The 26,974-nt window shown below is 44.1% G+C and carries 20 protein-coding genes; 16 read left to right on the forward strand and 4 right to left on the reverse strand.

All coding sequences use genetic code 11. The features are described 5' to 3' along the window. Positions 1-680: 680 nt before the first annotated feature. Complete coding sequence (locus H3V00_RS08330; protein ID WP_198207664.1) at positions 681-1,028, reverse strand: helix-turn-helix domain-containing protein; 348 nt, start codon at positions 1,026-1,028, stop codon at positions 681-683. A 114-nt stretch (positions 1,029-1,142) separates the two neighbouring features. On the opposite strand from H3V00_RS08330, the gene H3V00_RS08335 reads away from it, so the two are divergent. Further along, positions 1,143-1,703, forward strand: coding sequence for an NAD(P)H-dependent oxidoreductase (locus tag H3V00_RS08335; RefSeq protein WP_198207662.1), 561 nt, complete (start codon positions 1,143-1,145; stop codon positions 1,701-1,703). 261 nt (positions 1,704-1,964) lie between these two features. Here the strand turns inward: H3V00_RS08335 and rnz are convergent, their stop codons facing one another. The 3 genes from rnz to H3V00_RS11675 all read right to left on the reverse strand — a co-directional run bounded on the left by rnz (position 1,965) and on the right by H3V00_RS11675 (position 3,525). Further along, positions 1,965-2,882 carry a ribonuclease Z gene (gene rnz, locus H3V00_RS08340; protein WP_198207660.1) on the reverse strand — a complete coding sequence of 306 codons (918 nt, stop codon included), beginning with the start codon at positions 2,880-2,882 and terminating at the stop codon, positions 1,965-1,967. A gap of 103 nt (positions 2,883-2,985) precedes the next feature. Next, positions 2,986-3,219, reverse strand: coding sequence for a lysozyme inhibitor LprI family protein (locus tag H3V00_RS11670; protein WP_198207658.1), 234 nt, complete (start codon positions 3,217-3,219; stop codon positions 2,986-2,988). A gap of 63 nt (positions 3,220-3,282) precedes the next feature. Further along, the gene (locus H3V00_RS11675) at positions 3,283-3,525 is read right to left on the reverse strand and encodes an MFS transporter (RefSeq protein WP_198207734.1); all 243 of its coding nucleotides are present in this window, start codon (positions 3,523-3,525) and stop codon (positions 3,283-3,285) included. Between the two features lie 543 nt (positions 3,526-4,068). Here H3V00_RS11675 and H3V00_RS08355 point away from each other — a divergent pair. The 15 genes from H3V00_RS08355 (at position 4,069) to H3V00_RS08425 (ending at position 26,748) form a co-directional block, all read left to right on the forward strand. Further along, positions 4,069-4,845: a DUF3304 domain-containing protein gene (locus H3V00_RS08355; RefSeq protein ID WP_198207655.1), complete on the forward strand. Its 777-nt coding sequence runs from the start codon at positions 4,069-4,071 to the stop codon at positions 4,843-4,845. A gap of 401 nt (positions 4,846-5,246) precedes the next feature. Beyond that, a complete protein-coding gene (locus H3V00_RS08360; protein WP_198207653.1) occupies positions 5,247-6,029 on the forward strand; it encodes a DUF3304 domain-containing protein in 783 nt (260 codons plus the stop codon). Positions 6,030-6,429: 400 nt separating this feature from the next. Next, the gene (locus H3V00_RS08365) at positions 6,430-7,212 is read left to right on the forward strand and encodes a DUF3304 domain-containing protein (protein ID WP_198207651.1); all 783 of its coding nucleotides are present in this window, start codon (positions 6,430-6,432) and stop codon (positions 7,210-7,212) included. A gap of 398 nt (positions 7,213-7,610) precedes the next feature. Next, a complete protein-coding gene (locus tag H3V00_RS08370; protein WP_198207649.1) occupies positions 7,611-8,393 on the forward strand; it encodes a DUF3304 domain-containing protein in 783 nt (260 codons plus the stop codon). 400 nt (positions 8,394-8,793) lie between these two features. Continuing rightward, positions 8,794-9,570 carry a DUF3304 domain-containing protein gene (locus H3V00_RS08375; RefSeq protein WP_198207647.1) on the forward strand — a complete coding sequence of 259 codons (777 nt, stop codon included), beginning with the start codon at positions 8,794-8,796 and terminating at the stop codon, positions 9,568-9,570. 136 nt (positions 9,571-9,706) lie between these two features. Further along, positions 9,707-9,847, forward strand: a complete 141-nt coding sequence (locus tag H3V00_RS08380) for a hypothetical protein (RefSeq protein ID WP_157785007.1) — start codon at positions 9,707-9,709, stop codon at positions 9,845-9,847. Positions 9,848-9,866: 19 nt separating this feature from the next. After that, positions 9,867-14,363: a phospholipase effector Tle1 domain-containing protein gene (locus H3V00_RS08385; RefSeq protein WP_198207645.1), complete on the forward strand. Its 4,497-nt coding sequence runs from the start codon at positions 9,867-9,869 to the stop codon at positions 14,361-14,363. Positions 14,364-14,700: 337 nt separating this feature from the next. Continuing rightward, positions 14,701-15,483 carry a DUF3304 domain-containing protein gene (locus tag H3V00_RS08390; RefSeq protein ID WP_198207643.1) on the forward strand — a complete coding sequence of 261 codons (783 nt, stop codon included), beginning with the start codon at positions 14,701-14,703 and terminating at the stop codon, positions 15,481-15,483. Between the two features lie 389 nt (positions 15,484-15,872). Beyond that, positions 15,873-16,655, forward strand: coding sequence for a DUF3304 domain-containing protein (locus H3V00_RS08395; RefSeq protein ID WP_198207641.1), 783 nt, complete (start codon positions 15,873-15,875; stop codon positions 16,653-16,655). Between the two features lie 398 nt (positions 16,656-17,053). Continuing rightward, positions 17,054-17,830 carry a DUF3304 domain-containing protein gene (locus tag H3V00_RS08400; protein ID WP_198207639.1) on the forward strand — a complete coding sequence of 259 codons (777 nt, stop codon included), beginning with the start codon at positions 17,054-17,056 and terminating at the stop codon, positions 17,828-17,830. A gap of 67 nt (positions 17,831-17,897) precedes the next feature. After that, the gene (locus H3V00_RS08405) at positions 17,898-18,680 is read left to right on the forward strand and encodes a DUF3304 domain-containing protein (protein ID WP_198207637.1); all 783 of its coding nucleotides are present in this window, start codon (positions 17,898-17,900) and stop codon (positions 18,678-18,680) included. Positions 18,681-19,085: 405 nt separating this feature from the next. Then, positions 19,086-19,862 carry a DUF3304 domain-containing protein gene (locus H3V00_RS08410; protein ID WP_198207635.1) on the forward strand — a complete coding sequence of 259 codons (777 nt, stop codon included), beginning with the start codon at positions 19,086-19,088 and terminating at the stop codon, positions 19,860-19,862. A gap of 67 nt (positions 19,863-19,929) precedes the next feature. Continuing rightward, positions 19,930-20,706 carry a DUF3304 domain-containing protein gene (locus tag H3V00_RS08415; protein WP_198207633.1) on the forward strand — a complete coding sequence of 259 codons (777 nt, stop codon included), beginning with the start codon at positions 19,930-19,932 and terminating at the stop codon, positions 20,704-20,706. Between the two features lie 400 nt (positions 20,707-21,106). Then, positions 21,107-21,883: a DUF3304 domain-containing protein gene (locus H3V00_RS08420; protein WP_198185602.1), complete on the forward strand. Its 777-nt coding sequence runs from the start codon at positions 21,107-21,109 to the stop codon at positions 21,881-21,883. A gap of 308 nt (positions 21,884-22,191) precedes the next feature. Further along, positions 22,192-26,748, forward strand: coding sequence for a phospholipase effector Tle1 domain-containing protein (locus tag H3V00_RS08425; RefSeq protein WP_198207631.1), 4,557 nt, complete (start codon positions 22,192-22,194; stop codon positions 26,746-26,748). The last annotated feature ends 226 nt before the right edge of the window (positions 26,749-26,974 follow it).

Raw genomic sequence — 26,974 nt, forward strand, 5'->3', positions numbered from 1 at the left:
AAAGTAAATAACATAGACATACAAAAATATATAATTATAACTAACACTTATAACTATATAGTGCAGTAATAAGCGCCACTTCATTTTTCAAAAATGCGGTGGCGTTGTTTTTGTATCAGCCCGGTCGCAACAAGTATGATTTATATCACCGGATAAAATTTTTCCTGATAGCAGGGCAGAGCCTGCATTCACCGTCAATCCGGCATCTTCAAGCAATATTCCGTTTATAATAATACCGCTTAATCCAGCGGATATAGGACACTGTTTTTTTCCGTGTATCACTATCAGACACAGCAGAAATCTTATTTTCTGAACAATAGCCGCATATCCGTGCTTATCGCTAAAACTTATATAGAAAATCCATACACATAAAAATACCGCTATATCGATAACACAATAAACTCAAGATAAACAAACAAACTGATTATGCAAGAATTCCGTATAACTGCATCGACATCAGCTATCACATTGATACTAAAGCTTAAATATAGTCTGATATATTGATTTATATATCTTTACTGCGTATTGTAATCAGCAGAGGAATAAAGATCAGGCAAAGAAATACCATAAATAGAATTTGATAATTTAAAGCTTCCAGGATTACCAATCCCTCCGCCACCAAATTCTGCCTTTAGTCATATAAATACGCCGACAATGTCGGCGGATAAAGTTTTTTCAGATTATGATAATAGGTCATTTTTATGATTATTTCCCCATTGGCAAAGCATATCTAAAATAGGAACTAAAGATTTACCTCGTTCTAATAACCCATATTCCACTTTAGGTGGAATTTGCGGATATTCTTTTCTAAAAATTAATTTATCTTTTTCCATCTCTTTTAGGGTATTACTCAGTGTCTTAAAAGAAATATGATTAATGCTTCGTTTAAGTTCATTGAATCGCATTGAGGGTTGATTTTCGTTTAACCAATAAAGAATAACAATTTTATACTTACCTCGAATCATTGAGAGAGTGTAATTAAATCCACTATCCTCAAAATGATCTTCGGCACAATGATGATTTTCCATGTAGATACTTTCCATAAAGATAGTACATAACAGTAATTACCGTACTTCAAAAATAATCGTATTAATATTAGTATGACTTAATTATTGATAATAATATAGATGGAATATTTAACAATGAAACGCACTTTAGTGATTGTAGCTCATCCTCACCTAGCCTCTTCAAGTGTTAACCGATGCTGGGTTAATAGATTAAATCAGTATCATGAACAAATAACCATACATGATTTATATTCTTACTATCCCTCTTATAAAATAGACTCAAGCTTCGAACAAAACTTAATTGAAAATCATCAAAATTTGGTAATTCAATTTCCGATATATTGGTTTAATTGTCCACCATTATTAAAACAATGGTTAGATGACGTTTTCACTTACGGATGGGCATTTGGTGCCTTAGGCGATAAATTAAAAAGTAAAAAAGTAGGTTTAGCTGTTTCGGCAGGTATAAAGAAAGCGGACTATTCTCAAACAGGACATTATAAATATACACTTGAGCAAATTCTCAGCCCCTTTGAATTAACAATAAATTACGTTCAGGCTGATTATCAGCCCGTTTTTGCAATTTATGGCGCAAATAATGAGCCAGACTATCCGGATAAAATTACACAAAAAGATATAGATAAAAGTGCAGATGATTATGTGAACTGGATGAAAAAATTAGGAATGCTAATTTAAAACAGATCATTAAAGTTCATCCAAGCTTATTACTAAATAAAATCTGCTCTGGACTAAAAATTAAGAAATATACTGCATATTTCTTATTTTCCTAAAGTAATGGGTATTTAATGATTTTATTCTGAATAAAAAATGAAACGGTACAGACTCCTGAATATTTTTTACAAAATCTATAAATTTCAGGCTCAATGAGCTTTTCCTGCGAAATTTTATTACTAATTGAAACATCAGCAAACTAGCCGATAATGTCGGCATATTCTTCTATACCTGGAACGTGGCAAAATCAGTTGCGATTTCAGTATGGATAAAAATACTCTTAGCCTCATTAACTAATTTAGCATTGTCATTGAGAGAATATCGGGGGCTTATATGCGTTATAATCAATCTTTTAACATTGGCTTGTTTAGCAATCGTGGCTGCATGAACAGTGGTAGAATGACCATGCTCAATTGCTTTTTGTCCTAATGCACTTTCATGCGTTGCTTCATGCACAAGTACGTCAACATCTTTAGCTAATTCAATTGAAGCATCACAAGGTACTGTATCACCTAAAATAGCCAGTTTTTTCCCTTGTTTAAAATCACCAAGATAATTTCGACCATCAATGACACGGCCATCAGCTAGTGTTACTGTTTTACCTTCTTTTAAATAGGCATAATGTGGACCAGGATTAATATTATCTTGCTGTAATTTGTCGATATCTAAGACAGGTGATGAATCCTTTTCAATAACACGATAACCAAAACAAGGTACCCGATGCGCCAATAATTTGGCTTCAACCCGTAATTTAGTATCTTCAAATACCAAACCATCTTGATCAAGTTCAATAATGTTTAAAGGATAAGTTATCCAGGAATAACTAATATCAATCACAGTTTGAATAAATTGTTTGATACCTTTAGGGCCAATCAAAGTTAGTTCCGATTGATTTTGGATTAATGAACGTGTAGTTAAAACACCCGGTAAACCAAACAGATGATCACCATGCAAATGTGTTATAAATATCATCTCTAATTTGGCTAAGCTGAATTTTGCTTTCTGCATTTGCATTTGAGTTGCCTCACCACAATCAAAAAGCCATAATCGTCCTCTTTCTTGTCGGAGATCGAGCATAATACTACTGACATTGCGCTCAGCGGTCGGTGAGCCTGAGCTTGTTCCTAAAAAAGTGAGTTTCATAACTATATCAATCTTTTATTGAATGTCTTATTACATACTGAGAATAACAATACATAACTTTATTTTGATGCAATAACAATAAGTAGAAAAAAATTTATAGCAGTTACAAACAATCAGACCGATAAAGATCAAGTTGTTTTGTTCGTTGAAAATTTAGTTCAGCTAAATAAGTGTATTTTAACATATTTAGAGCATTACCAATTGCTCCACCCCCTAACGAATAAGCAAAGTCACACTGTAAATCACGATATTTAATCAATTCTTTATCAGATTTTTTAAGTTTATTTTTTGCAATTACCGATGTACACTTTTTCTTCATAAAAATTTGAAAATACATTAAAAAATTTCTGCGGCGATCTATTTAACTCAGCCTGACTGATATAAAATTTTTTCTAAACATTTAGTCAATTCTGCTTCTGAAGAGGAGTAATAGAATCTTCTTACAGCCATACCAATCACTATAAAAACCATAAAACGGTTGCAGCACACCATACGGAAAGAGATATGCAGTTAAAATAATACTTGCCTGAGAAATAGGGCTGCCAAAATCCACTGAAATATCGGGTAAAAGAAGTGAAGCAACCCAATTATCTGCGGCTGAAATAAACCCAGCAAATCCGGGTAAGATAAGAACAAAATAAATTTTTTATAAAATTCATCATTAATTCAGCTTAATATTCTGAGTTATACATTTTGTTACATATCGAAAAAATTTTAGCTATCAGGTCACTATTATAGTCCTGAATATTTTCATTTATATATCAAATGATTAACAAATACATTTTAATTATATAATAAAGATTACAGAGAGCCGGCGCGTCTTTCAACGATCCTCATTAATTATTTATAATCAACTTTATCGAAATTATTTCAACAACCAATCCTAAAGAAGAAATATCAATTCCATCAATCATAATAAATTGATTCATATACAAATTTTCGACATAAATCAAACCTTCATCAGCAAAAATTAAATATAATATTCAATCTGTTGAGAGTGAATTAGCATTGCTCAATATAATTAATCCATTGCTATACTGTTTGTTTAATTCAATAACAAACAGATTTAGTGCAGATAAAATACAGTAAGCGCATTTATCGGATGATAGTCCGCTATCTATTATTGATTAAATCTGTAGGCCACAGAAACTAATATTGTCTTTTATATCTATAAAGTGAGCATTAAATGTCAGGAAGAAAAATATTCACCGCAAGCCGCCTTATCCGGCTGAGCTTATTACTACTGTCGGCTACCGCAGTTACCTCCTGCGGCGGCGGGTTTGAGCCTTTTGTCGGCGTTACTTCCGGCAAAAACAAAGCCTACGCTGCACCAGTGGAGGCACTTGTATACGTCTATGAAAATATTTCCGGTGGTTCAATCAATGGTGGTTGTATACCGAATACTAATGGTGTCGACGATTACGAAGTAGGTAAAAAGCGTTATGGTGGTGGTTCTACATGTGGAGCAGCTTATCTATCGGCGAAATGGAAACCGGGCATGATGGCACGTATTAACTGGAGGGTTTTGCCATATCCGGGCTGGCATGCGAGAGGATTAGATTTGCCTGGTGTGAATGTTGATCAAAATGAACGTGCTACTATTCAGCAATACAGTGAAAACTATTCAGCAGTAATCCCATTACCACCTCCACCACCATCTGCCGGTGATGATTTTGGCAAGGTAGCAAATATCACAGTGCATTTTCTGGCCTGTAATCAATTGTATATTACTTACGGTACAGTAGAAGAAGGCAGAAATACGCCAATGCATTACAAATTGTTTGCGAAAAGCCAGAAACTATGCACCCCACGTCCATCAATCAAATCCATGGCAGATTACCGGCGCAATAAAGCCAAGCTGGATGCAATCAAGCAGGAGCGGGCAAATATTAAGCAGGTAATCCTGCCCGAATATATTAAGGAACTCGAGCAGCAGGGTAAGCTGCCGGTTACTGCTAAATAGACGGGCAGATTTTGCTGCTTGGTGCGCCGGTTGATTTGGCAACGGCAACAGTGACAGCTGCCGGCGCTGCAACCGGCACTTTCACCACAACGGAATGAATCCCGCATAGCCATAAAAACAAATAAAAACCAGAATATCGCAATATTATGCTGTAAAAAATTAATATATACATAAATAATGTCTTGGTCCGGAAAATTAATTATATTCAGCATATTAATGTAAACAATATCCTGCGCCGGTAGCTGTAATTGTGTAAAATATTGATATGTAATAAAAGCTGGAAGCGATACCATCAATTAAAACCGGCATAAAGCAGAAAAAACAGACACGGCTGCTAATACAAAGTTAACACCGAATTTTGCATAAAAATACCGTATCAATTCAAGAATAGTGAGCATTAAATGTCTGGAAGAAAAATATTCACCGCAAACCGCCTTATCCGGCTGAGCTTATTGCTATTGTCGGTAACCGCGGTTACCTCCTGTGGCGGAGGTTTCGAACCTTTTGTCGGCGTTACGTCCGGCAAGAACAAAGCTTATGCGGCGCCAGTGGAGGCATTGGAATACAATTATGAAAATATGTCTGGTGGTTCAATCAATGGTGGTTGTATTCCCAAAACACCGGGCGTAGATGATTATGAAGTTGGTAAAAAACGCTTTGGTGGAGGTGCAACTTGCGGCGCTGCCTATTTGCCGGCGAAATGGAAACCAGGTATGACTGCGCGAATTCACTGGCGAGTGCTACCATATCCTAAATGGCATCCAAAAATGTTAAATTTGCCCGGTGTGAATTTTGATGAAAAAGAATCAGCTATTATTGGTCAATATGATGAAAATCATTCAGCGGTAATTCCTTTACCACCTCCGCCACCGTCTGCCGGTGATGATTTTGGCAAGGTAAGTAATATCACAGTGCATTTTCTGGCTTGTAATCAGTTATATATTGATTACGGTACTACAGATGATGATACCCGTGAAGCAGTAAAGAAACAGTTTGAACTATTTAGGAAAAGCCAGAAACTATGCACACCGCGCCCGTCAATCAAATTCATGGCGGATTACCGGCGCAATAAAGCCAAACTGGATGCAATCAAACAGGAGCGGGCAAATATTAAGCAGGTAATCCTGCCCGAATATATTAAGGAACTGGAGCAGCAGGGCAAGCTGCCGGTTACTGGTAAATAGACTGGCGGTTTTTGCTGCTTAGTACGCCGGTTGATTTGGCAACAGTGACAGCCATCGCCGGCGCTGCAACGGACACTTTCACCACAACGGAATTAATCCCGCATAGCCATAAAAACAAATAAAAATCAGAATATCGCAATATTATGCTGTAAAAAATTAATATATACATAAATAATGTCTTAGTTCGGAAAATTAATTATATTCAGCATATTAATATAAATAATATTCTGCGCCGGTAGTGGTAATTGTGTAAAATATTGATATAGGTAGTAAAAGCCGGAAGCGATACCATCAACCAAAACCGGCATAAAGCAGAAAAAACAGACACGGCTGCTAATACAAAGTTAACACCGAATTTTGCATAAAAATACCGTATCAATTTAAGAATAGTGAGAATCAAATGTCTGGAAGAAAAATATTTACGGCAAGCCGCCTTATCCGGCTGAGCTTATTGCTATTGTCGGTAACCGCTGTTACTTCTTGTGGCGGAGGATTTGAACCTTTTGTCGGCGTTACTTCCGGTAAAAACAAAGCTTATGCTGCGCCGGTGGAGGCACTTGTATACGTCTATGAAAATATCTCTGGTGGTTCAATCAATGGTGGCTGCATTCCGAATACTAATGGTGTTGACGATTATGAGGTTGGTAAAAAACGCTTTGGGGGGGGATCTACTTGTGGTGCAGCTTATCTGCAGGCGAAATGGAAGCCGGGTATGACTGCGCGTATTAACTGGCGAGTGTTACCTTACCCCGGCTGGAAAGCCCGTATGTTAGATATGCCGGGAGTTAATTTTGATGAAAGTCAAAAAAGTATAATGAGGCAATATTATGAAAACTATTCCGCAGTAATACCATTACCACCACCGCCACCGTCTGCCGGTGATGATTTTGGCAAAGTAAGTAATATTACTGTCCATTTTCTGGCTTGTAATCAGTTATATATTGATTACGGTACTACAGATGATGATACCCGCGAAGCGGTAAAGAAACAGTTTGAACTATTTAAGAAAAGCCAGAAGCTGTGTACCCCCCGCCCGTCAATCAAATCCATGGCAGATTATCGGCGCAATAAAGCCAAAATGGATGCAATCAAGCAGGAACGGGCTAATATTAAGCAGGTGATTCTGCCGGAGTACATTAAAGAATTGGAGCAGCAGGGCAAGCTGCCGGTTACTGGTAAATAGACTGGCGGTTTTTGCTGTTTAGTGCGCCGGTTGATTTGGCAACAGTGACAGCCATCGCCGGCGCTGCAACCGACACTTTCACCACAACGGAATTAATCCCGCATAGCCATAAAAACAAATAAAAACCAGAATATCGCAATATAATGCTGTAAAAAATTAATATATACATAAATAATGTCTTAGTCCTGAAAATTAATTATATTCAGCATATTAATATAAACAATATTCTGCGCCGGTAGCTGTAATTGTGTAAAATATTGATATGTAATAAAAGCTGGAAGCGATACCATCAATTAAAACCGGCATAAAGCAGAAAAAACAGACACGGCTGCTAATACAAAGTTAACACCGAATTTTGCATAAAAATACTGTATCAATCCAAGAATAGTGAACATTAAATGACTGGAAGAAAAATATTCACCGCAAACCGCCTTATCCGGCTGAGCTTATTGCTGCTGTCGGCTACTGCAGTTACCTCCTGCGGCGGCAGGTTTGAGCCTTTTGTCGGCGTTACTTCCGGTAAAAACAAAGCCTATGCCGCACCGGTCGAGGCGCTTGTATACAATTATGAAAATATCTCTGGTGGTTCAATCAATGGCGGCTGTATTCCCAAAACACCGGGTGTAGATGATTACGAAGTAGGTAAAAAGCGTTATGGTGGTGGTGGTTCTTGTGGCGCTGCCTATCTGCCGGCGAAATGGAAACCGGGCATGATGGCACGTATTAACTGGCGGGTTTTGCCTTATCCTGGCTGGCATGCCAGAGGATTAAATGTTCCTGGTATGGTTAGAGATCCTAAAGAATTAGCCATTCTTGATCAGTATGATGAAAACTATTCAGCAGTAATTCCATTACCACCACCGCCAGCATTTGCTGGTGATGATTTTGGCAAGGTAAGAAATATCACAGTGCATTTTCTGGCATGTAATCAGATATTTATTGATTACGGTACCCGACAGGAAAATGCCCCGGAAGTAGTAAAAAAACAGTTTGAACTATTTGCCAAAAGCCAGAAACTATGCACCCCCCGCCCGTCAATCAAATCCATGGCAGATTACCGGCGTAATAAAGCCAAGCTGGATGCAATTAAGCAGGAACGGGCAAATATTAAGCAGGTGATTCTGCCGGAGTACATTAAAGAACTGGAGCAGCAGGGCAAGCTGCCGGTTACTGGTAAATAGACTGGCGGTTTTTGCTGCTTAGTGCGCCGGTTGATTTGGCAACAGTGACAGCCATCGCCGGCGCTGCAACCGACACTTTCACCACAACGGAATTAATCCCGCATAGCCATAAAACTAAATAAAAACCAGAATATCGCAATATTATGCTGTAAAAAATTAATATATACATAAATAATGTCTTAGTCCGGAAAATTAATTATATTCAGCATATTAATATAAATAATATTCTGCGCCGGTAGTGGTAATTGTGTAAAATATTGATATAGGTAGTAAAAGCCGGAAGCGATACCATCAACCAAAACCGGCATAAAGCCGGCAAATCAGACACGGCTGCTAATACAAAGTTAACACCGAATTTTTCATAAAAATACCGTATCAATTTAAGAATAGTGAGAATCAAATGTCTGGAAGAAAAATATTTACGGCAAGCCGCCTTATCCGGCTGAGCTTATTGCTGCTGTCGGTAACCGCTGTTACTTCCTGTGGTGGAGGTTTCGAACCTTTTGTCGGTGTTACTTCCGGTAAAAACAAAGCCTACGCTGCACCGGTAGAGGCACTGGAATACAACTATGAAAATATGTCTGGCGGTTCAATCAATGGCGGTTGTATTCCTAAGACACCGGGTGTAGATGATTATGAGGTAGGTAAAAAACGCTTTGGCGGTGGTTCTACATGTGGAGCAGCTTATCTATCGGCGAAATGGAAACCGGGAATGACCGCACGTATAAACTGGCGGGTTTTGCCTTATCCGGGTTGGCATGCGAGAGGATTAGATTTGCCTGGTGTGAATGTTGATCAAAATGAACGTGCTACTATTCAGCAATACAGTGAAAACTATTCAGCAGTAATACCATTACCACCACCGCCACCGTCTGCCGGTGATGATTTTGGCAAAGTAAGGAATATCACAGTGCATTTTCTGGCTTGTAATCAATTGTATATTACTTACGGTACAGTCGAGGAAGGCAGAAATACGCCAATGCATTACAAATTGTTTGCGAAAAGCCAGAAACTATGTACGCCACGTCCGTCAATTAAATCTATGGCAGATTACCGGCGCAATAAAGCCAAGCTGGATGCAATCAAGCAGGAACGGGCAAATATTAAGCAGGTAATCCTGCCGGAATATATTAAAGAACTGGAGCAGCAGGGTAAATTACCTACGCCGAGTAAATAAAATATCATTTAATTTTTCGCAGCCATACCGCAGCTTGCCGGTATGGCTGCGTTTTTTATATTGTGTTTTTATTTATAATTATGTAAACAAAACTACATAAAATGTATTAAATATGTTAAAATAAATGGTTACGGAAATGGTGCATTCAGATAGCGCTTATATCGGCATAAATGCACAGACCAGGGAGCAGCGTCGGCATCCGGGCAAACAGAATCAGCCTGCCTCACAATACGAAGTACTACCGGCCACCGGCACTCAGCTTATTTGTATTTCTTAGTTAAAGAGGGAAACCAGTTATGGCGAGTAACGACGATAATAAAAAACAGCCGAATGCACCTGCCGGTGCTCCGCAGCCGGGAGGTGCCGGCGGCGGTAAACCGGGTGCAGGCGGAAAACCTGCCGGTGGCGGTGCCGCAGGCGGTAAGCCGGGTGCAGGTGATAAACCTGCCGGTGCCGCAGGAGCGGGCAAGCCGGGTGGCGGCAAAGCGCCGCTGCCAACGCCGAATAATCCGCACAATAAAGGAATCAGTATAGACAGCATCACTGCCGGCCACTCGCCAGAGCAGAATGATTTCGGAATTTATAAGGATGGTGACGCTGCCGATGCTGCCAATCATCCGCCTCCTGCCAACCCGAAAAAACCGCAGTCCGGGCAAAACCAGTCGAATAAGCCGCAGTCTGGACAGAATCAGCCGAACAAGCCGCAGTCTGGGCAAAACCAGTCGAATAAACCGCAGTCCGGGCAAAACCAGCCAAACAAGCCGGCAGCTTCGCAGCAAGGTCAAAAACCGGGCGCTAAAACACCGGCGAATACAACAGCGAATGGTAACAAGCCCGACGACAAATTTCTGCCGCAAACCGGGCCAGGAGTCCCCCCTCTGGACAAACCGCCGAGTATCGGAAAAAAGATCGGCGATAAGCTTAAGCCGTATTTGCCGACGATTAAGCCGATTGAATTTCAGTGGCCGGGCGTGCTTAAACCGGATGAGTTTCCTACTGCCGCCGGTGGTCGTCTGCCGGCTTCAATCAGCAGCATTCAGGAAAACCGCAAAGACAATAATTTTGTCGACCGCACTAAAGCCAAGCCGTGCCAGAAAGTGCTTAAAATCAACTTCTTTTTTGATGGCACCAATAATCATGAAAAAGCCGATAAAGTAGTTTCCGGTGCCACGCCACCGACCGAAGAGCAGCTTGATCCGCTTAAAGATGCTGCGGCTCAGCAGGCAAAGCTGATTAAGCCGTATACTTATCCGCGTACTTCCAATGCCGCGCGCCTGTTTCATGCCTGTATGGGTGCCGGCGGTACACCGGGAGAAAGTAACCGTGATAAGGAAATGATTAAATACGGCTGGTTTAAGCATTATATTCAGGGCGTCGGTACCCGCTTTGAGGAAATCGGCGATGATGATCCGGGGATGCTCGGCGAGGCGCTGGCTAAATTCGGCCAGGCGCGGATTAACTGGGGCTTAACCCGTATCTGCGATAGCTTAGGTATCAGTGAAATATTTAATATAAAAGAGCTACCACTGGAAACCGCGCAGAAAATGGTAAAAGGCATGGATTCGCGTGCCGGGCGCAAAAGCCAGCTCGACAGCTTTCTGGATACCTTGCAGCGCCCGGATTCCAAACCATTACCCGATGCAATTAAGCTGTATGTGGTCGGCTTTTCCCGCGGTGCCGCCGAGGCGCGCACTTTTATGAACTGGCTACTCGACTATCTGCTCGACCGTGATGAAAATGCTGATGCACGCGAGCAGTTGGAAAAGCTGATGGCGGAGCAGGCGAAAGAGCGCATCAAACAGCGTAAGGACGACCGCGCTGCGGCAGAGGCTAAAGCCAAAGAGGAAGCTGAGGCGAAAAACAAAGACAAATCAGATGAGCAGGACAAGGATAAAGCCAAGCAGCCGGCTCCTACCGCCGCCGCGCCGGTAAACAGCAGCGCTACCAAAGCCGCCATGCAGCGGGTGCAGGCTCAGGCTGCTACCATGAACGCCAGTGCTCCGAAAGGCAACAAACCGGCTAAGGCCGATGATAAGGAAACAGAAAAACCCTATGAAGGCATTGAGCTGAAACTGCTCGGTATCCCGATTTATGTGGAGATGTGCGGTTTATTTGATACCGTTGCCACAGTTGGTATGTCGCCGCTGGTGGCTATGGTAACCGGTCACTGCTCATGGGCGCATGGCACCATGTCGCTGCAGCGCGCTGGCAGCGCCGGCTTCATTAAAAACTGCTACCACTTTGTTTCTGCGCATGAGCAGCGCAAAAGCTTCTCGGTTGACAGTATCTGTGTTGATGGCGGCTATCCGAAAGGCAATTTCAAGGAATATATCTATCCTGGTGTGCATTCCGATATTGGCGGCGGCTATCCGCCCGGTGAGCAGTTTAAAAGTAATTATGGTATGGGGCATGTGCTGTCGCAGATTGCTCTGCATGATATGTATGCGCGCTGCTGGCAGCATGGTATGCCTTTGCAAGTATGGACAGAACATCCTGCTTTAAAAAAGGATTTACAAAAGCATCCGCGTTTTCAGCTGAAAAACTATGAATTCATGGATGAAGATACTATACCAGAGTTTGATACTCAGCCAGAGATGGTTGAGCGCTTTAATGCGTGGTTGAAAACGCTGGAAACCTCGAATATCAGCACCGCACTACAAAAGCAAGTCCATCATTTTACTGCCTATCGGATTTTACGCTGGGTACGCTCCGGTATCGCCGGCTATGCGCGTTTCCTTGGTTTACAGCTTTCGAAGGATGGCAGCGTCGGAGAAAAGGAAGACAAAGACACCAAAAAAGGCCGTACGGATATTATCAATAAAGGGCGTAAAGAAGCCAACGAAGCCGGTAAAGGCAATTTCCCCGATAAACCGGTTGCCGATAATGATGAAATGTGGAAGCAGGCCGGTCTGGAAGATATTCCGAAAGAAAAACGGCAGGAGTTTCTCGACGGCATTATCAATAAAAATTACGTACCCGGCAACGACGGCTGGGATTTAATTGAAGGCGCCAAGGATTTCAAAGCCGATTATCTGCATGAATTTCATCTGGAGAATATGCTTTCCGCCGGTTTCCTGCTTGATACCCTGTTTGCCGGCAGCATGTATATGCTGAATAACGACGACGAAGCTGCCGAATACAAAGACATTCATGATAATGGCGATGAGCTGTATTTCGGCGCAAAAGTTGCTGATCTTAAAACGCCGGCATCGGGTAATACCGGCACCATTCCGCTGCCGCCACTGGCGAAAAATATTGTTGCCTCAGGCCCGCCGGCAGGCGGTAGTGCACCGGCAGGCGGTAGTGCACCGGCAGACGGTAAAGGGCAGAAAGGCGAGAATAAAACCAAAATGCCATGGGATTATTCAACGCAGGAAATCAGCGAGATGTTCAAGAATGCCGATAAAGGCGCACTGGTTACCGGTACCATGCTTGATGTCCTGCGCCAGCGTTATCAGAAGAATCTCCACGGTCTCGAACTAGCTACAAGTTCGGTGATGGATATCTGGCAGCGGCTGCAAAAGGCAGATTTGAGCGAGAAAACGGCGATTATCAACCGGCTGAAAAATCATGCAGAAAAATATTCCGCCAATTATCCGCAGATGGTGCAGATTTTCGACGACCAGATTCATGATTCGCGCGCCTGGTTTATGCATGATTCGCTGCTGCAAAGCCGTGAACCGTTTACCAGCTATTTTGCCCACCGTCTGGTGTTCAGCGGCGGCTTTTCGAATAAACCGCTGTCGCCGGTGCTGCTGGCGAATCGTGTGGTCGGGATTGCCGGGATTGCCCGCAGCGCCTATATGAGTGTGAAATACGGCAATCCGGCCTATATTCTGATTGGTCTGAATAATCCCGAGCTGTTTGTTACCGATGCAGACAGAGCTGCATGGAATCTGCTTACTCAGGACTATCAGGCACTGGCTATTGATCCGGATACCGGTAAAATTCTGCCGACTGCTGACAACCTGAAAAAGCTGCGTCAGTTCACCAAGGATTTGCAAACCGCCACCCAGCAGATTAAAGCCGAATATGACAAGCAGAAGCCGTGGACTGATAAGGAATTTCTCGATAAGACCCTCGGTCAGGTTATTCAGAGCAGTGATGAAACCATCAAGAATCTGAATGAAATCCGCGAGCTGCTTACCGAACAGCAAAAGGCGCTGGATAAGATGAAAGAGTCCAATGCCCAGCTGAAGCAGCAGGCTGAGCAGGTGAAACAAATGCTGGATAAGGTTACCGAGAATCAGAAACAACTGGAAAATGCGGTGCAGCAGGCTAAAGCCGGCACACTGGATAAGCAGCAGCTACAGGAAGCCCTTAAACAGGGGATGACCGTTTATTCCGATCCGGTAGCGGCGCTGCCGCAGGCGAGCCTGATGCAGCCGCCCGGTCTGGAAGACATCAGCAAAGACAGTCTGGCCGAGCATTTACGCCAGCAAATCAGCCAGTACCAGCAAAACAGCCGCATCAGCGCGCAAAACAGTACTGCCTTGCTGGAGAGCGGTGCACAGGATCCGCAAACCCTTGCGCAGGCTTTTTACAACAACAGCGGCGGCGATATTTACGATCAGGCGGTAGAGCAGATGGGTAAATCCGCGCTCAACCGTCTTGGTCTCGGCGACCTGGAAATCAACCAGTATCTGCCGGAAAATATTGCCAGCCGCAGCCAGCCGGAAATTGCCAGCCTGTTGCAGCAGCTGCAAAGCGGTAATATTCCGCCGCAGATGCAGGCGATTTCGCCGCAAAAAATCGAATTGATTAAAAAAGTACTGCAAAGCTGGCTGCTGTAGCCGTAAGCGGCACGCAGCGTTGTATTCACGCTGCCTTTGTTGCAACGCCATTGCCGCCATACCGGGGCAATGGCGTTTTATTCTGCTGCTCTGCCTGTATGTGAGTAAAGCGCATAGTCAGAATTTTTATCATCGCCGCTTAATTGCTTAAGCTGTTAACAAATATACTGCGCTATTGTGTATGATTGTGTAATATATTGATATATGGAATAAATGCCGGAAGTAATACGATAGCTAACAATTGAATAAAGGGAAGGCAGAGATGCAGCGATGAAATCAATTATTAAATACACAATGCAGTAATCACAGCGTTTAACCCAAGAAGAGTGAGAATCAAATGTCTGGTAAAAAAATATTTACTGTAAGCCGCCTTATCCGGCTAAGTTTATTGCTGCTGTCGGCTACCGCCATTACCTCCTGTGGCGGCGGTTTTGAACCATTTGTCGGTGTTACCTCCGGTAAAAACAAATCCTATGCCGCGCCGGTAGAGGCTCTTGAATACAATTATGAAAATGTACATGGTGGTTCAATTAATGGTGGTTGTATTCCCAATACCAATGGTGTCGATGATTATGAAGTTGGTAAGAAGCGCTTTGGTGGTGGTTCTACCTGTGGAGCCGCTTATCTACCAGCAAAATGGAAACCGGGTATGACTGCACGCATTTACTGGACAGTTCTGCCTTATCCAGGATGGCGTCCAAAGATGTTAAATTTACCAGGGGTTAATTTTGACCAAAAAGAATCAGCAGCTATAGATCAATATGAAGAACATCATTCAGCGGTAATTCCACTTCCACCTCCACCTCCATCTATGGGTGATGATTTTGGTAAGACAAGTAATATTACTGTCCATTTCCTAGCTTGTAACCAAATATATATTGATTATGGCACCAAAGATGATGATGCTCGTGAGGCAGTAAAGAAACAATTTGCATTATTTGCCAAAAGTCAGAAGTTGTGCACGCCGCGCCCGTCGATTAAATCCATGGCAGATTACCGGCGCAATAAAGCCAAAATGGATGCAATTAAAAAAGAACGTGACAATATCCAGCAGGTAATCCTGCCGGAATATATTAAGGAACTGGAGCAGCAGGGCAAGCTGCCGGTTAGCAGTAAATAAGTTTTGCAGACTTGCTATGGTCGCCGGCTGATAATATACCGGTGCAAGTAAGCTTGCGCCGGCAAGCCTGAACTGTTGTCTTTGCAAAAAAGCCGGCTGATTCAGCCATAGCCGGAATCTTCTGAAAATAACGCCATTGTTCCCATACGGGTACAGTGGCGTTTTATTATCCGCAGTGTAAATATCGGTTCGACTAATAAAAAACTTTCGTTTCTGCGCCAGATATTGGTAATATCATTGCATAAAAACTGACAGATGTAAGCAGTACCGGTAACAGGACGATAACAAAAACCGGAATAAAGCGGAAATCAGAGATGCAGCTACGAAATCAATTATTAAATACACAATGCAGTAATCACAGTGTTTAACCCAAAAAGAGTGAGAATCAAATGTCTGGTAAAAAAATATTCACCGTAAACCGCCTTATCCGGCTAAGTGTATTGCTGCTGTCGGCTACCGCCATTACCTCCTGTGGCGGCGGCTTCGAACCTTTTGTCGGCGTTACTTCCGGTAAAAACAAATCCTATGCCGCGCCGGTTGAAGCACTGGAATACAACTATGAAAATGTGCACGGTGGTTCAATTAATGGTGGTTGTATTCCCAATACCAATGGTGTCGATGATTATGAAGTTGGTAAAAAACGCTTTGGTGGAGGATCTACTTGTGGAGCCGCCTATTTGCCGGCGAAATGGAAACCGGGTATGACAGCAAAAATTTATTGGAATGTATTACCTTATCCGGGTTGGCATGCAAAAGTTCTTAATGTGCCTGGATTAGAATTTGACCAAAATGAAAAAAATGCAATAGCACAATATCATGAAGATCATTCTGCTGTCATACCATTACCACCACCTCCACCATCTGCCGGTGATGATTTTGGTAAAGTAAGTAATATTACTGTTCATTTTCTGGCTTGTAATCAGTTATATATTGATTACGGTACTACAGATGATGATACCCGTGAGGCAGTAAAGAAACAGTTTGAACTATTTAAGAAAAGCCAGAAACTATGTACCCCACGCCCCTCGATTAAATCCATGGCAGATTACCGGCGTAATAAAGCCAAACTGGATGCAATCAAACAGGAGCGGGCAAATATTAAGCAGGTAATCCTGCCGGAATACATTAAAGAACTGGAGCAGCAGGGCAAGTTGCCGGTTACTAGTAAATAGACTGGCGGTTTTTGCTGCTTAGTGCGCCGGTTGATTTGGCAACAGTGACAGCCATCGCCGGCGCTGCAACCGGCACTTTCACCACAACGGAATTAATCCCGCATAGCCATAAAAACAAATAAAAACCAGAATATCGCAATATTATGCTGTAAAAAATTAATATATACATAAATAATGTCTTAGTCCGGAAAATTAATTATATTCAGCATATTAATGTAAACAATATTCTGTGCCGATAGTTGTAATTGTGTAAAATATTGATATGTAATAAAAGCTGGAAGCGATACCATTAACTAGAACCGGCATAAAGCCGGCAAATCAGACACGGCTGCTAATACAAAGTTAACACCGAATATTGAATAAAAATACCGTATCAATCCAAGAATAGTGAGAATCAAATGTCTGGAAGAAAAATATTTACGGCAAGCTGTCTTATCCGGCTAAGTTTATTGCTGCTGTCGGCTACTGCTGTTACCTCCTGTGGCGGAGGCTTCGAACCTTTTGTCGGCGTTACTTCCGGCAAAAATAAATCCTATGCGGCGCCGGTGGAGGCACTGGAATACAATTATGAAAATATGTCTGGCGGTTCGATTAATGGTGGCTGTATTCCCAAAACACCGGGCGTAGATGATTATGAGGTTGGTAAAAAACGCTTTGGTGGAGGATCTACTTGTGGAGCTGCCTATTTGCCGGCGAAATGGAAGCCGGGTATGACAGCACGTATCAACTGGCGGGTATTGCCATATCCTGGCTGGAAAGCGCGTATGTTAGATATGCCGGGAGTTAATTTTGATGAAAGTCAAAAAAGTATAATGAGGCAATATTATGAAAACTATTCCGCAGTAATCCCATTACCACCTCCGCCACCGTCTGCCGGTGATGATTTTGGCAAGGTAGCAAATATCACAGTGCATTTTCTGGCCTGTAATCAATTGTATATTACTTACGGTACAGTAGAAGAAGGCAGAAATACCCCGATGCATTACCAGCTTTTTGCGAAAAGCCAGAAACTATGCACACCGCGCCCGTCAATCAAATCCATGGCAGATTACCGGCGTAACAAAGCAAAAATGGATGCAATTAAGCAGGAGCGGGCAAATATTAAGCAGGTAATCTTGCCGGAATATATAAAGGAACTGGAACAGCAGAGCAAGCTGCCGGTTACAGGTAAATAGATACATAACAGGCTTTAAATTTTATCTGTAGTGCTTTTTAAAACAAAAATAGAAGAGTGAGCATTAAATGTCTGGTAAAAAAATATTCACCGCTAGCCGTTTTATCCGGCTAAGTTTATTACTGCTATCGGCTACCGCTATTACCTCCTGCGGCGGCGGCTTCGAACCTTTTGTCGGCGTTACTTCCGGTAAAAACAAAGCCTATGCGGCACCAGTGGAGGCATTGGAATACAATTATGAAAATATGTCTGGCGGTTCGATTAATGGTGGTTGTATTCCCAAAACACCAGGCATAGATGATTATGAAGTTGGTAAAAAACGCTACGGCGGTGGTGCTACGTGTGGCGCAGCCTATTTGCCGGCGAAATGGAAGCCGGGTATGACAGCACGTATCAACTGGCGGGTATTGCCATATCCTGGCTGGAATGCCAGGGTATTAAATCTGCCTGGATTAAATTTTGACGAAAAAGAACGGGCTGCTATTCAGCAATACAGTGAAAACTATTCAGCCGTAATACCATTACCACCCCCACCAGCTTTTGCAGGTGATGATTTTGGTAAAGTGAGAAATATTACAGTTCATTTTCTTGCTTGTAACCAAATTTTTATTGATTACGGTACTAGACAGGAAAATGCACCGGAAGTAGTAAAAAAACAGTTTGAACTGTTTGCGAAAAGCCAGAAACTATGCACACCGCGCCCGTCAATCAAATCCATGGCAGATTACCGGCGTAATAAAGCCAAACTGGATGCAATCAAACAGGAGCGGGCAAATATTAAGCAGGTGATTCTGCCGGAATACATTAAAGAATTAGAGCAACAGGGCAAGCTGCCAGTTACTGGTAAATAGACTGGTAGTTTTTGCTGCTTAGTGCGGCTAGTTGATTTGGCAACGGCAACAGTGACAGCCGCTGCCGGCTCTGCAACCGGCACTTTCACCACAACAGAATTAATTCCGCATAGCCATAAAACTAAATAAAAACCAGAATATCGCAATATTATGCTGTAAAAAACTTAGCATATACATAAAAATGTCTTAGTCCGGAAAATTAATTATATTCAGCATATTAATGTAAACAATATTCTGTGCCGGTAGCTGTAATTGTGTAAAATATTGATATGTAATAAAAGCTGGAAGCGATACCATCAATTAAAACCGGCATAAAGCAGGCAAATCAGACACGGCTGCTAATACAAAGTTAACACCGAATATTGAATAAAAATACCGTATCAATCCAAGAATAGTGAGAATCAAATGTCCGGAAGAAAAATATTTACTGCAAGCCGCCTTATTCGGCTAAGTTTATTACTGCTGTCGGCTACTGCCATCACCTCCTGCGGCGGCGGTTTTGAACCATTTGTTGGTGTTACCTCCGGTAAAAACAAATCCTATGCCGCGCCGGTCGAGGCACTGGAGTATAACTATGAAAATATGTCCGGTGGTTCGATTAATGGTGGCTGTATTCCCGGGACTAATGGTGTCGACGATTATGAAGTTGGTAAAAAACGCTTTGGTGGAGGATCTACTTGTGGAGCTGCCTATTTGCCTGCGAAATGGAAACCGGGTATGACAGCACGTATCAACTGGGAGGTTTTACCTTACCCAGGCTGGCATGCCAGAGGATTAAATGTTCCTGGAATGGTTAGGGATCCTAAAGAATTAGCTATTCTTGATCAATATGATGAAAACTATTCAGCAGTAATACCATTACCACCTCCGCCACCGTCTGCCGGTGATGATTTTGGCAAAGTAAGTAATATCACTGTCCATTTTCTGGCCTGTAATCAATTGTATATTACTTACGGTACAGTAGAAGAAGGCAGAAATACCCCGATGCATTACCAGCTTTTTGCGAAAAGCCAGAAACTATGTACCCCCCGCCCATCAATCAAATCCATGGCAGATTACCGGCGTAATAAAGCTAAGATGGATGCAATCAAACAGGAACGGGCAAATATTAAGCAGGTGATTCTGCCCGAATATATAAAGGAATTGGAGCAGCAGGGCAAGCTGCCGGTTACTGGTAAATAGATACATAACAGGCTTTAAATTTTATCTGTAGTGCTTTTTAAAACAAGAATAGAAGAGTGAGCATTAAATGTATGGTAAAAAAATATTCACCGCTAGCCGCTTTATCCGGCTAAGTTTATTGCTGCTGTCGGCTACCGCTATTACCTCCTGCGGCGGCGGTTTTGAACCTTTTGTCGGCGTTACTTCCGGCAAAAATAAAGCCTACGCAGCACCAGTTGAGGCACTTGTATACGTCTATGAAAATATTTCCGGTGGCTCAATCAATGGTGGCTGCATTCCGAATACTAATGGTGTCGACGATTATGAAGTTGGTAAAAAACGCTTTGGTGGAGGATCTACTTGTGGAGCTGCCTATTTGCCGGCGAAATGGAAGCCGGGTATGACAGCACGTATCAACTGGCGGGTATTGCCATATCCTGGCTGGCATGCCAGAGTATTAAATCTGCCTGGATTAAATTTTGACGAAAAAGAACGGGCAACAATTCAGCAATACAGTGAAAACTATTCAGCAGTAATCCCATTACCACCTCCGCCACCGTCTGCCGGTGATGATTTTGGCAAAGTAAGAAATATCACAGTACATTTTCTGGCCTGTAATCAATTATATATTACTTACGGTACAGTAGAAGAAGGCAGAAATACGCCGATGCATTACCAGCTTTTTGCGAAAAGCCAGAAACTATGTACCCCGCGCCCGTCAATCAAATCCATGGCAGATTACCGGCGTAATAAAGCCAAACTGGATGCAATCAAACAGGAGCGGGCTAATATTAAGCAGGTAATCCTGCCGGAATATATAAAGGAACTCGAGCAGCAGGGCAAGTTGCCGGTTACGGGTAAATAGACGGGCAGTTTTTGCTGCTTGGTGCGCCGGATGATTTGGCAACAGTGACAGCCATCGCCGGCGCTACAACCGGCAATTTCACCACAACAGAATTAATCCCGCATAGCCATAAAAATAAATAAAAAACCAGAATGGCGCAATATTATGCTGTAAAAATGTTAATATATAAATAAAATTTTTTAATCCGGATAACCAATTATATTCAGCATATTAATGTAAACAATATTCTGCGCCGGTGGTTGTAATTGTGTAAAATGTTGATATAGGTAGTAAAAGCCGGAAGCGATACCATCAATTAATACCGGCATAAAGCAGGTAAATTAGACACGGCTGCTAATGCAAAGTTAACCCCGAATTTTGAATAAAAATACCGTATCAATTCAAGAATAGTGAGAATCAAATGTCCGGAAGAAAAATATTTACTGCAAGCCGCCTTATCCGGCTGAGCTTATTACTGCTGTCGGCTACCGCGGTTACCTCCTGCGGCGGAGGCTTTGAACCTTTTGTCGGCGTTACTTCCGGCAAAAACAAATCCTATGCCGCACCAGTGGAGGCGCTTGTATACGTCTATGAAAATGTAGGTGGTGGTTCAATCAATGGTGGCTGCATTCCCGGTACCAATGGTGTTGACGATTATGAGGTGGGTAAAAAACGCTATGGAGGTGGTTCTACGTGTGGCGCAGCTTATCTACCAGCGAAATGGAAACCGGGTATGACGGCGCGTATTAACTGGAGAGTTTTCCCTTACCCCGGTTGGCGTGCGCGTGGATTAAATGTACCTGGAGTAGTAATAGATCGTAAAGAAGCAAATATCATTGATCAGTATGATGAACACTATTCAGCAGTAATACCTTTACCACCCCCGCCACCATCTGCCGGTGATGATTTTGGCAAGGTGGCAAATATCACAGTGCATTTTCTGGCTTGTAATCAATTGTATATTACTTACGGTACAATCGAGGAAGGCAGAAATACGCCAATGCATTATAAGCTTTTTGCCAAAAGCCAGAAGCTGTGTACGCCGCGTCCATCAATTAAATCCATGGCGGATTACCGGCGCAATAAAGCCAAAATGGATGCAATCAAACAGGAACGAGCTAATATTAAGCAGGTAATTCTGCCGGAATATATTAAGGAACTCGAGCAGCAGGGCAAAATTCCTACGCCGAGTAAATAAAATATCATTTAATTTTTCGCAGCCATACCGCAGCTTGCCGGTATGGCTGCGTTTTTTATCTTGTATTTTTATTTATAATTATGTAAACAAATCTATATAAACTGTATTAGATATGTTAAAATAAGTAGTTACAAAAAATTGTGTATCGGGTATGCAAATAATGATTATATCTGAATAAATGCACAAAACAGACAAGGGAGCAGCGTCGGCATCCGGGCAAACAGAATCAGCCTGCCAGACAATATGGAGCACTACCGGCCACCGGCACTCAGCTTATTTGTATTTCTAAGTTAAAGAGGAAACCAGTTATGGCGAGTAACGACGATAATAAAAAACAGCCGGATGCACCTGCCGGTGCTGCGCAGCCGGGAGGTGCCGGCGGCGGTAAACCGGGTGCAGGCGGAAAGCCCGGCGGTGCCGCAGGTGGTAAACCGGGTGCAGGAGATAAACCGGCTGCTGGCGCAGGAGCGGGCAAGCCGGGTGGCGGCAAAGCGCCGCTGCCAACGCCGAATAATCCGCACAATAAAGAAATCAGTATAACGGATATCACTGCCGGCCACTCGACAGAGCAGAATGATTACGGTATTTATCAGGATGGCGACGCTGCTGCCGCAGCCAACCGTCTGCCTTCTGCCGAGCAGAAAAAACCGGAGGCCGGGAAAAAACAGCCAAATAAGCCGGGAGCTTCGCAGCCGGGTAAAAAACCGGGCGGTAAAACGCCGGCGAGTACAACACCGGACGGTAAAAAGCCTGATGCTAAAACACCGGATGGTAACAAGACCGACGGCAAAAACCTGCCATCAACCGTGCCGGGAGCACCCGCTCTGGACAAACCACCGAGTATCGAAAAAAAGATCGGCGATATGCTTGAGCCGTATTTGCCGACGATTAAGCCGATTGAATTTCAGTGGCCGGGGGTGCTTAAGCCGGATGAGTTTCCCACTGCCGCCGGTGGCCGCCTGCCGGCTTCCATCAGCAGTATTCAGGAAAACCGCAAAGACAATAATTTTGTCGACCGCACTAAAGCCAAGCCGTGCCAGAAAGTACTTAAAATCAGCTTCTTTTTTGATGGTACCGATAATCATGAAAAAGCCGACAAGGTGGTATCCGGTGCCACGCCGCCAACCGCAGAGCAGCTTGATCCGCTTAAAGACGCCGCGGCTCAGCAGGCAAAGCTGATTAAACCGTATACTTATCCGCGTACTTCCAATGCCGCGCGCCTGTTTCATGCCTGTATGGGTGCCGGTGGTACCCCTGGAGAAATTAACCGTGATGAGGAAATGATTAAAAACGGCTGGTTTAAGCATTATATTCAGGGCGTCGGTACGCGCTTTGAAGAAATCGGCGATGATAATCCAGTGATACTCGGCGAGGCACTGGCAAAATTCGGTCAAGCGCGGATTAACTGGGGCTTAACCCGTTTATGTGCCAGTTTGGGTATGTGTAAAATATTTAATGAGAAAGAGCTGCCACTGGCAACCGCGCAGAAAATGGTAAAGGGCATGGATTCGCGTGCTGGGCGCAAAAGCCAGCTCGACAGCTTTCTGAATACCTTGCAGCGCCCGGATTCCAAACCATTGCCGAAGGCAATTAAGCTGTATGTGGTCGGCTTCTCCCGCGGCGCTGCCGAAGCGCGCACCTTTCTGAACTGGCTGCTCGACTACCTGCTCGACCGTGATGAAAATGCCGCGGCGCGCGAGCAGCTGGAGAAGCTGGTGGCGCAGCAGGCAGAAGAGCGCACCAAACAGCGTAAGGACGACCGTGCCGCAGCAGAGGCAGCGGCTAAAGCCAAACAGGAAGCCGAGGCGAAAAACAAAGACAAGTCAGCCGGGCAGGACAAGGATAAAACCCCGGCCGATGCACAGGGTAAAGATAAAGACCAGCCGGATGCTCAGAGTAAGGATAAAGCCCAGCAGCCGGTACTGGCTGCCTGTGGACCGGTAAACAGCAGTGCCGACAAAGCTGCCATGCAGCGGGTGCAGGCGCAGGCTGCCAGCATGACTGCCGATGCTTCCAAAGGCAAAAAACCGGCCAAAGCCAATGATAAAGAAAAAGAAAAAGAAAAACCTTATGAAGGCATTGAGCTGAAACTGCTGGGTATCCCGATTTATGTGGAGATGTGCGGTTTGTTTGATACTGTTGCTACTGTCGGTATGTCTCCGCTGGTAGCTATGGTAACCGGCCACTGCTCATGGGCGCACCGCACCATGTCGCTGCAGCGCGCCGGCAGCGCCGGCTTTATCAAAAATTGCTACCACTTTGTTTCCGCGCATGAGCAGCGTAAGAGTTTCTCGGTCGACAGCATCTGTGTTGACGGCGGCTATCCAAAAGGTAATTTTAAGGAATATATCTATCCTGGTGTGCATTCCGATATCGGTGGTGGCTATCCGCCCGGCGAGCAGTTTAAAAGCAATTATGGTATGGGGCATGTTCTGGCGCAGATTACTTTGCATGATATGTATGCGCGCTGCTGGGAGCATGGTATGCCACTGCAAGTATTACGAGATCATCCGGCTTTAAAGAAAGATATGCAAAAGCATCCGCGCTTTCAGTTGAAAAACAATGAATATATGGATAATAAAACTGAGAATGAATTTGCAACTGAACCAGAAATGGTAGAGCGCTTTAATGCGTGGCTGAAAACGCTGGAAACCTCGAATATCAGCACTGCGCTGCAAAAGCAGATTCATCATTTCACCGCCTACCGGATTCTGCGCTGGGTGCGCTCCGGTATTGCCGGTTATGCGCGTTTCCTCGGCTTACAGCTTACGCCTGGTGGCAGCATCGGGGAAAAAGAAGATAAAGACACCAAAAAAGGCCGTACTGAAATTATTGACAAGGGGCGTAAAGAATCCAATGAAGCCGGTAAAGGCAATTTCCCTGATAAGCCGGTTGCCGATAATGATGAAATGTGGAAGCAGGCCGGTCTGGAGGATATTCCGAAAGAGAAACGGCAGGAATTTCTCGACGGCATTATCAATAAAAATTATGTAGCCGGTAACGACGGCTGGGATCTGATTGAAGGTGCCAAGGATTTCAAGGCCGATTATCTGCATGAGTTTAATCTGGAAAATATGCTCTCCGCCGGCTTCCTGCTTAATACCATGTTTGCCGGCAGCATGTATATGCTGAATAACGACGACGAGGCGGCAGAATACAAAGACATCCATGATAACGGCGACGAGCTGTATTTCGGCGCGAAAGTTGCTGATCTTAAAACGCCGGCATCGGGTAACACCGGTACCATTCCTCTGCCGCCAATGGCGAAAAATATTGTTGCCTCAGACACGCCGCCGGGGGGTAGCACACCAGCTGAGGGCAATGCCCCGGCCGATGGTAAGGCACCGGCTGATGGTAAGGCACCGGCAGACGACAAAGCCCCTGCCGATGGCAAAGCCCCGACAGACGCAAACAAAAGCAAAAAGCCATGGGAATACTCGGCGAAGCAAATCAGCGAGATGTTCCAGAATGCCGATAAAGGCGCACTAGTTACCGGTACCATGCTTAATGTCCTACGCCAGCGCTATCAGAATAATCTGCACGGTCGTGATCTGGCGACAAATGCGGTTAAGGATATCTGGCAGCGGCTGCAACAGGCAGATTTGCGCGAAAAAATTGTTATCCACAAACGGCTGAAAACCCATGCAGAAAAATATTCGGCCAATTATCCGCAGATGGTGCGGATTTTTGACGACCAGATTCATGATTCGCGTGCCTGGTTTATGCATGATTCGCTGCTGAAAAGCCGCGAACCGTTTACCAGCTATTTTTCCCACCGTCTGGTGTTCAGCGGCGGCTTTTCAAATAAACCGCTGTCGCCGGTGCTGCTGGCCAATCGCGTGGTCGGGATAGCGGGGATTGCCCGCAGCGCCTATATGAGCGTGAAATACGGCAATCCGGCCTATATTCTGATTGGTCTGAATAATCCCGAGCTGTTTGTTACCGATGCAGACAGAGCCGCATGGGGGCTGCTCACTCAAGACTATCAGGCACTGGCCATTGATCCGGATACCGGTAAAATTCTGCCGACTGCCGACAATCTGAAAAAGCTGCGCAAGTTCACCAAGGATCTGGAAACCGCCACCAAGCAGATTAAAGCTCAATATGACAAACAGCAACCGTGGACTGATAAGGAATTTCTCGACAAAACTCTCGGCCAGGTTATTCAGAGCAGTGATGAAACCATCAAGAATTTGAATGAAATCCGCGAACTGCTTACCGAGCAGCAAAAAGCGCTGGATCAGATGAAAGAGTCCAATGCGCAGCTGAAGCAGCAGGCAGAGCAGGTGAAAAAAATGCTGGATAAGGTTACCGAGAATCAGAAGCAGCTGGAAAATGCGGTGCAGCAGGCTAAAGCCGGCACACTGGATAAGCAGCAGCTGCAGGAAGCTCTGAAGCAGGGGATGACTGTTTATTCCGATCCGGTAGCAGCGCTGCCGCAGGCAAGCCTGATGCAGTCGCCCGGTCTGGAAGACATCAGTAAAGACAGTCTGGCCGACCATCTGCGCCAGCAAATCAGCCAGTACCAGCAAAATAGCCGCATCAGCGCGCAGAACAGTACAGCGTTGCTGGAGAGCGGTGCACAGGATCCGCAGACGCTTGCGCAGGCTTTTTACAATAACAGCAACGGCGATATTTACGATCAGGCGGTAGAGCAGATGGGTAAATCCGCGCTCAGCCGGCTTGGTCTCGGCGATCTGGAAATCAACCAGTATCTGCCGGAAAACATTGCCAGCCGCAGCCAGCCGGAAATCGCCAGCCTGTTGCAGCAGCTGCAAAGCGGTAATATTCCGGCGCAGATGCAGGCGATTTCGCCGCAAAAGATGGAATTGATTAAAAAAGTACTGCAAAGCTGGCTGCTGTAGTTGTAAGCGGCACGCAGCGTTTTATTCAAACTGCCTTTGTTGTAACGCCATTGCCGCCATGCCGGGGCAGTGGCGTTTATTCTGCTGCTTTGCCTGTACTGTGAGTAAAGCGCATAGCCAGAATTCTTATCATCGTCGCTTAATCGCTCAGGCTGTTAACAAAGATACTGCGCTACTGCGTATAATTGTGTAATATGTTGATATATGGAATAAATGCCGGAATTAG

This window comes from Snodgrassella sp. W6238H11, from assembly GCF_016100525.1.
Lineage (GTDB): Bacteria > Pseudomonadota > Gammaproteobacteria > Burkholderiales > Neisseriaceae > Snodgrassella > Snodgrassella alvi.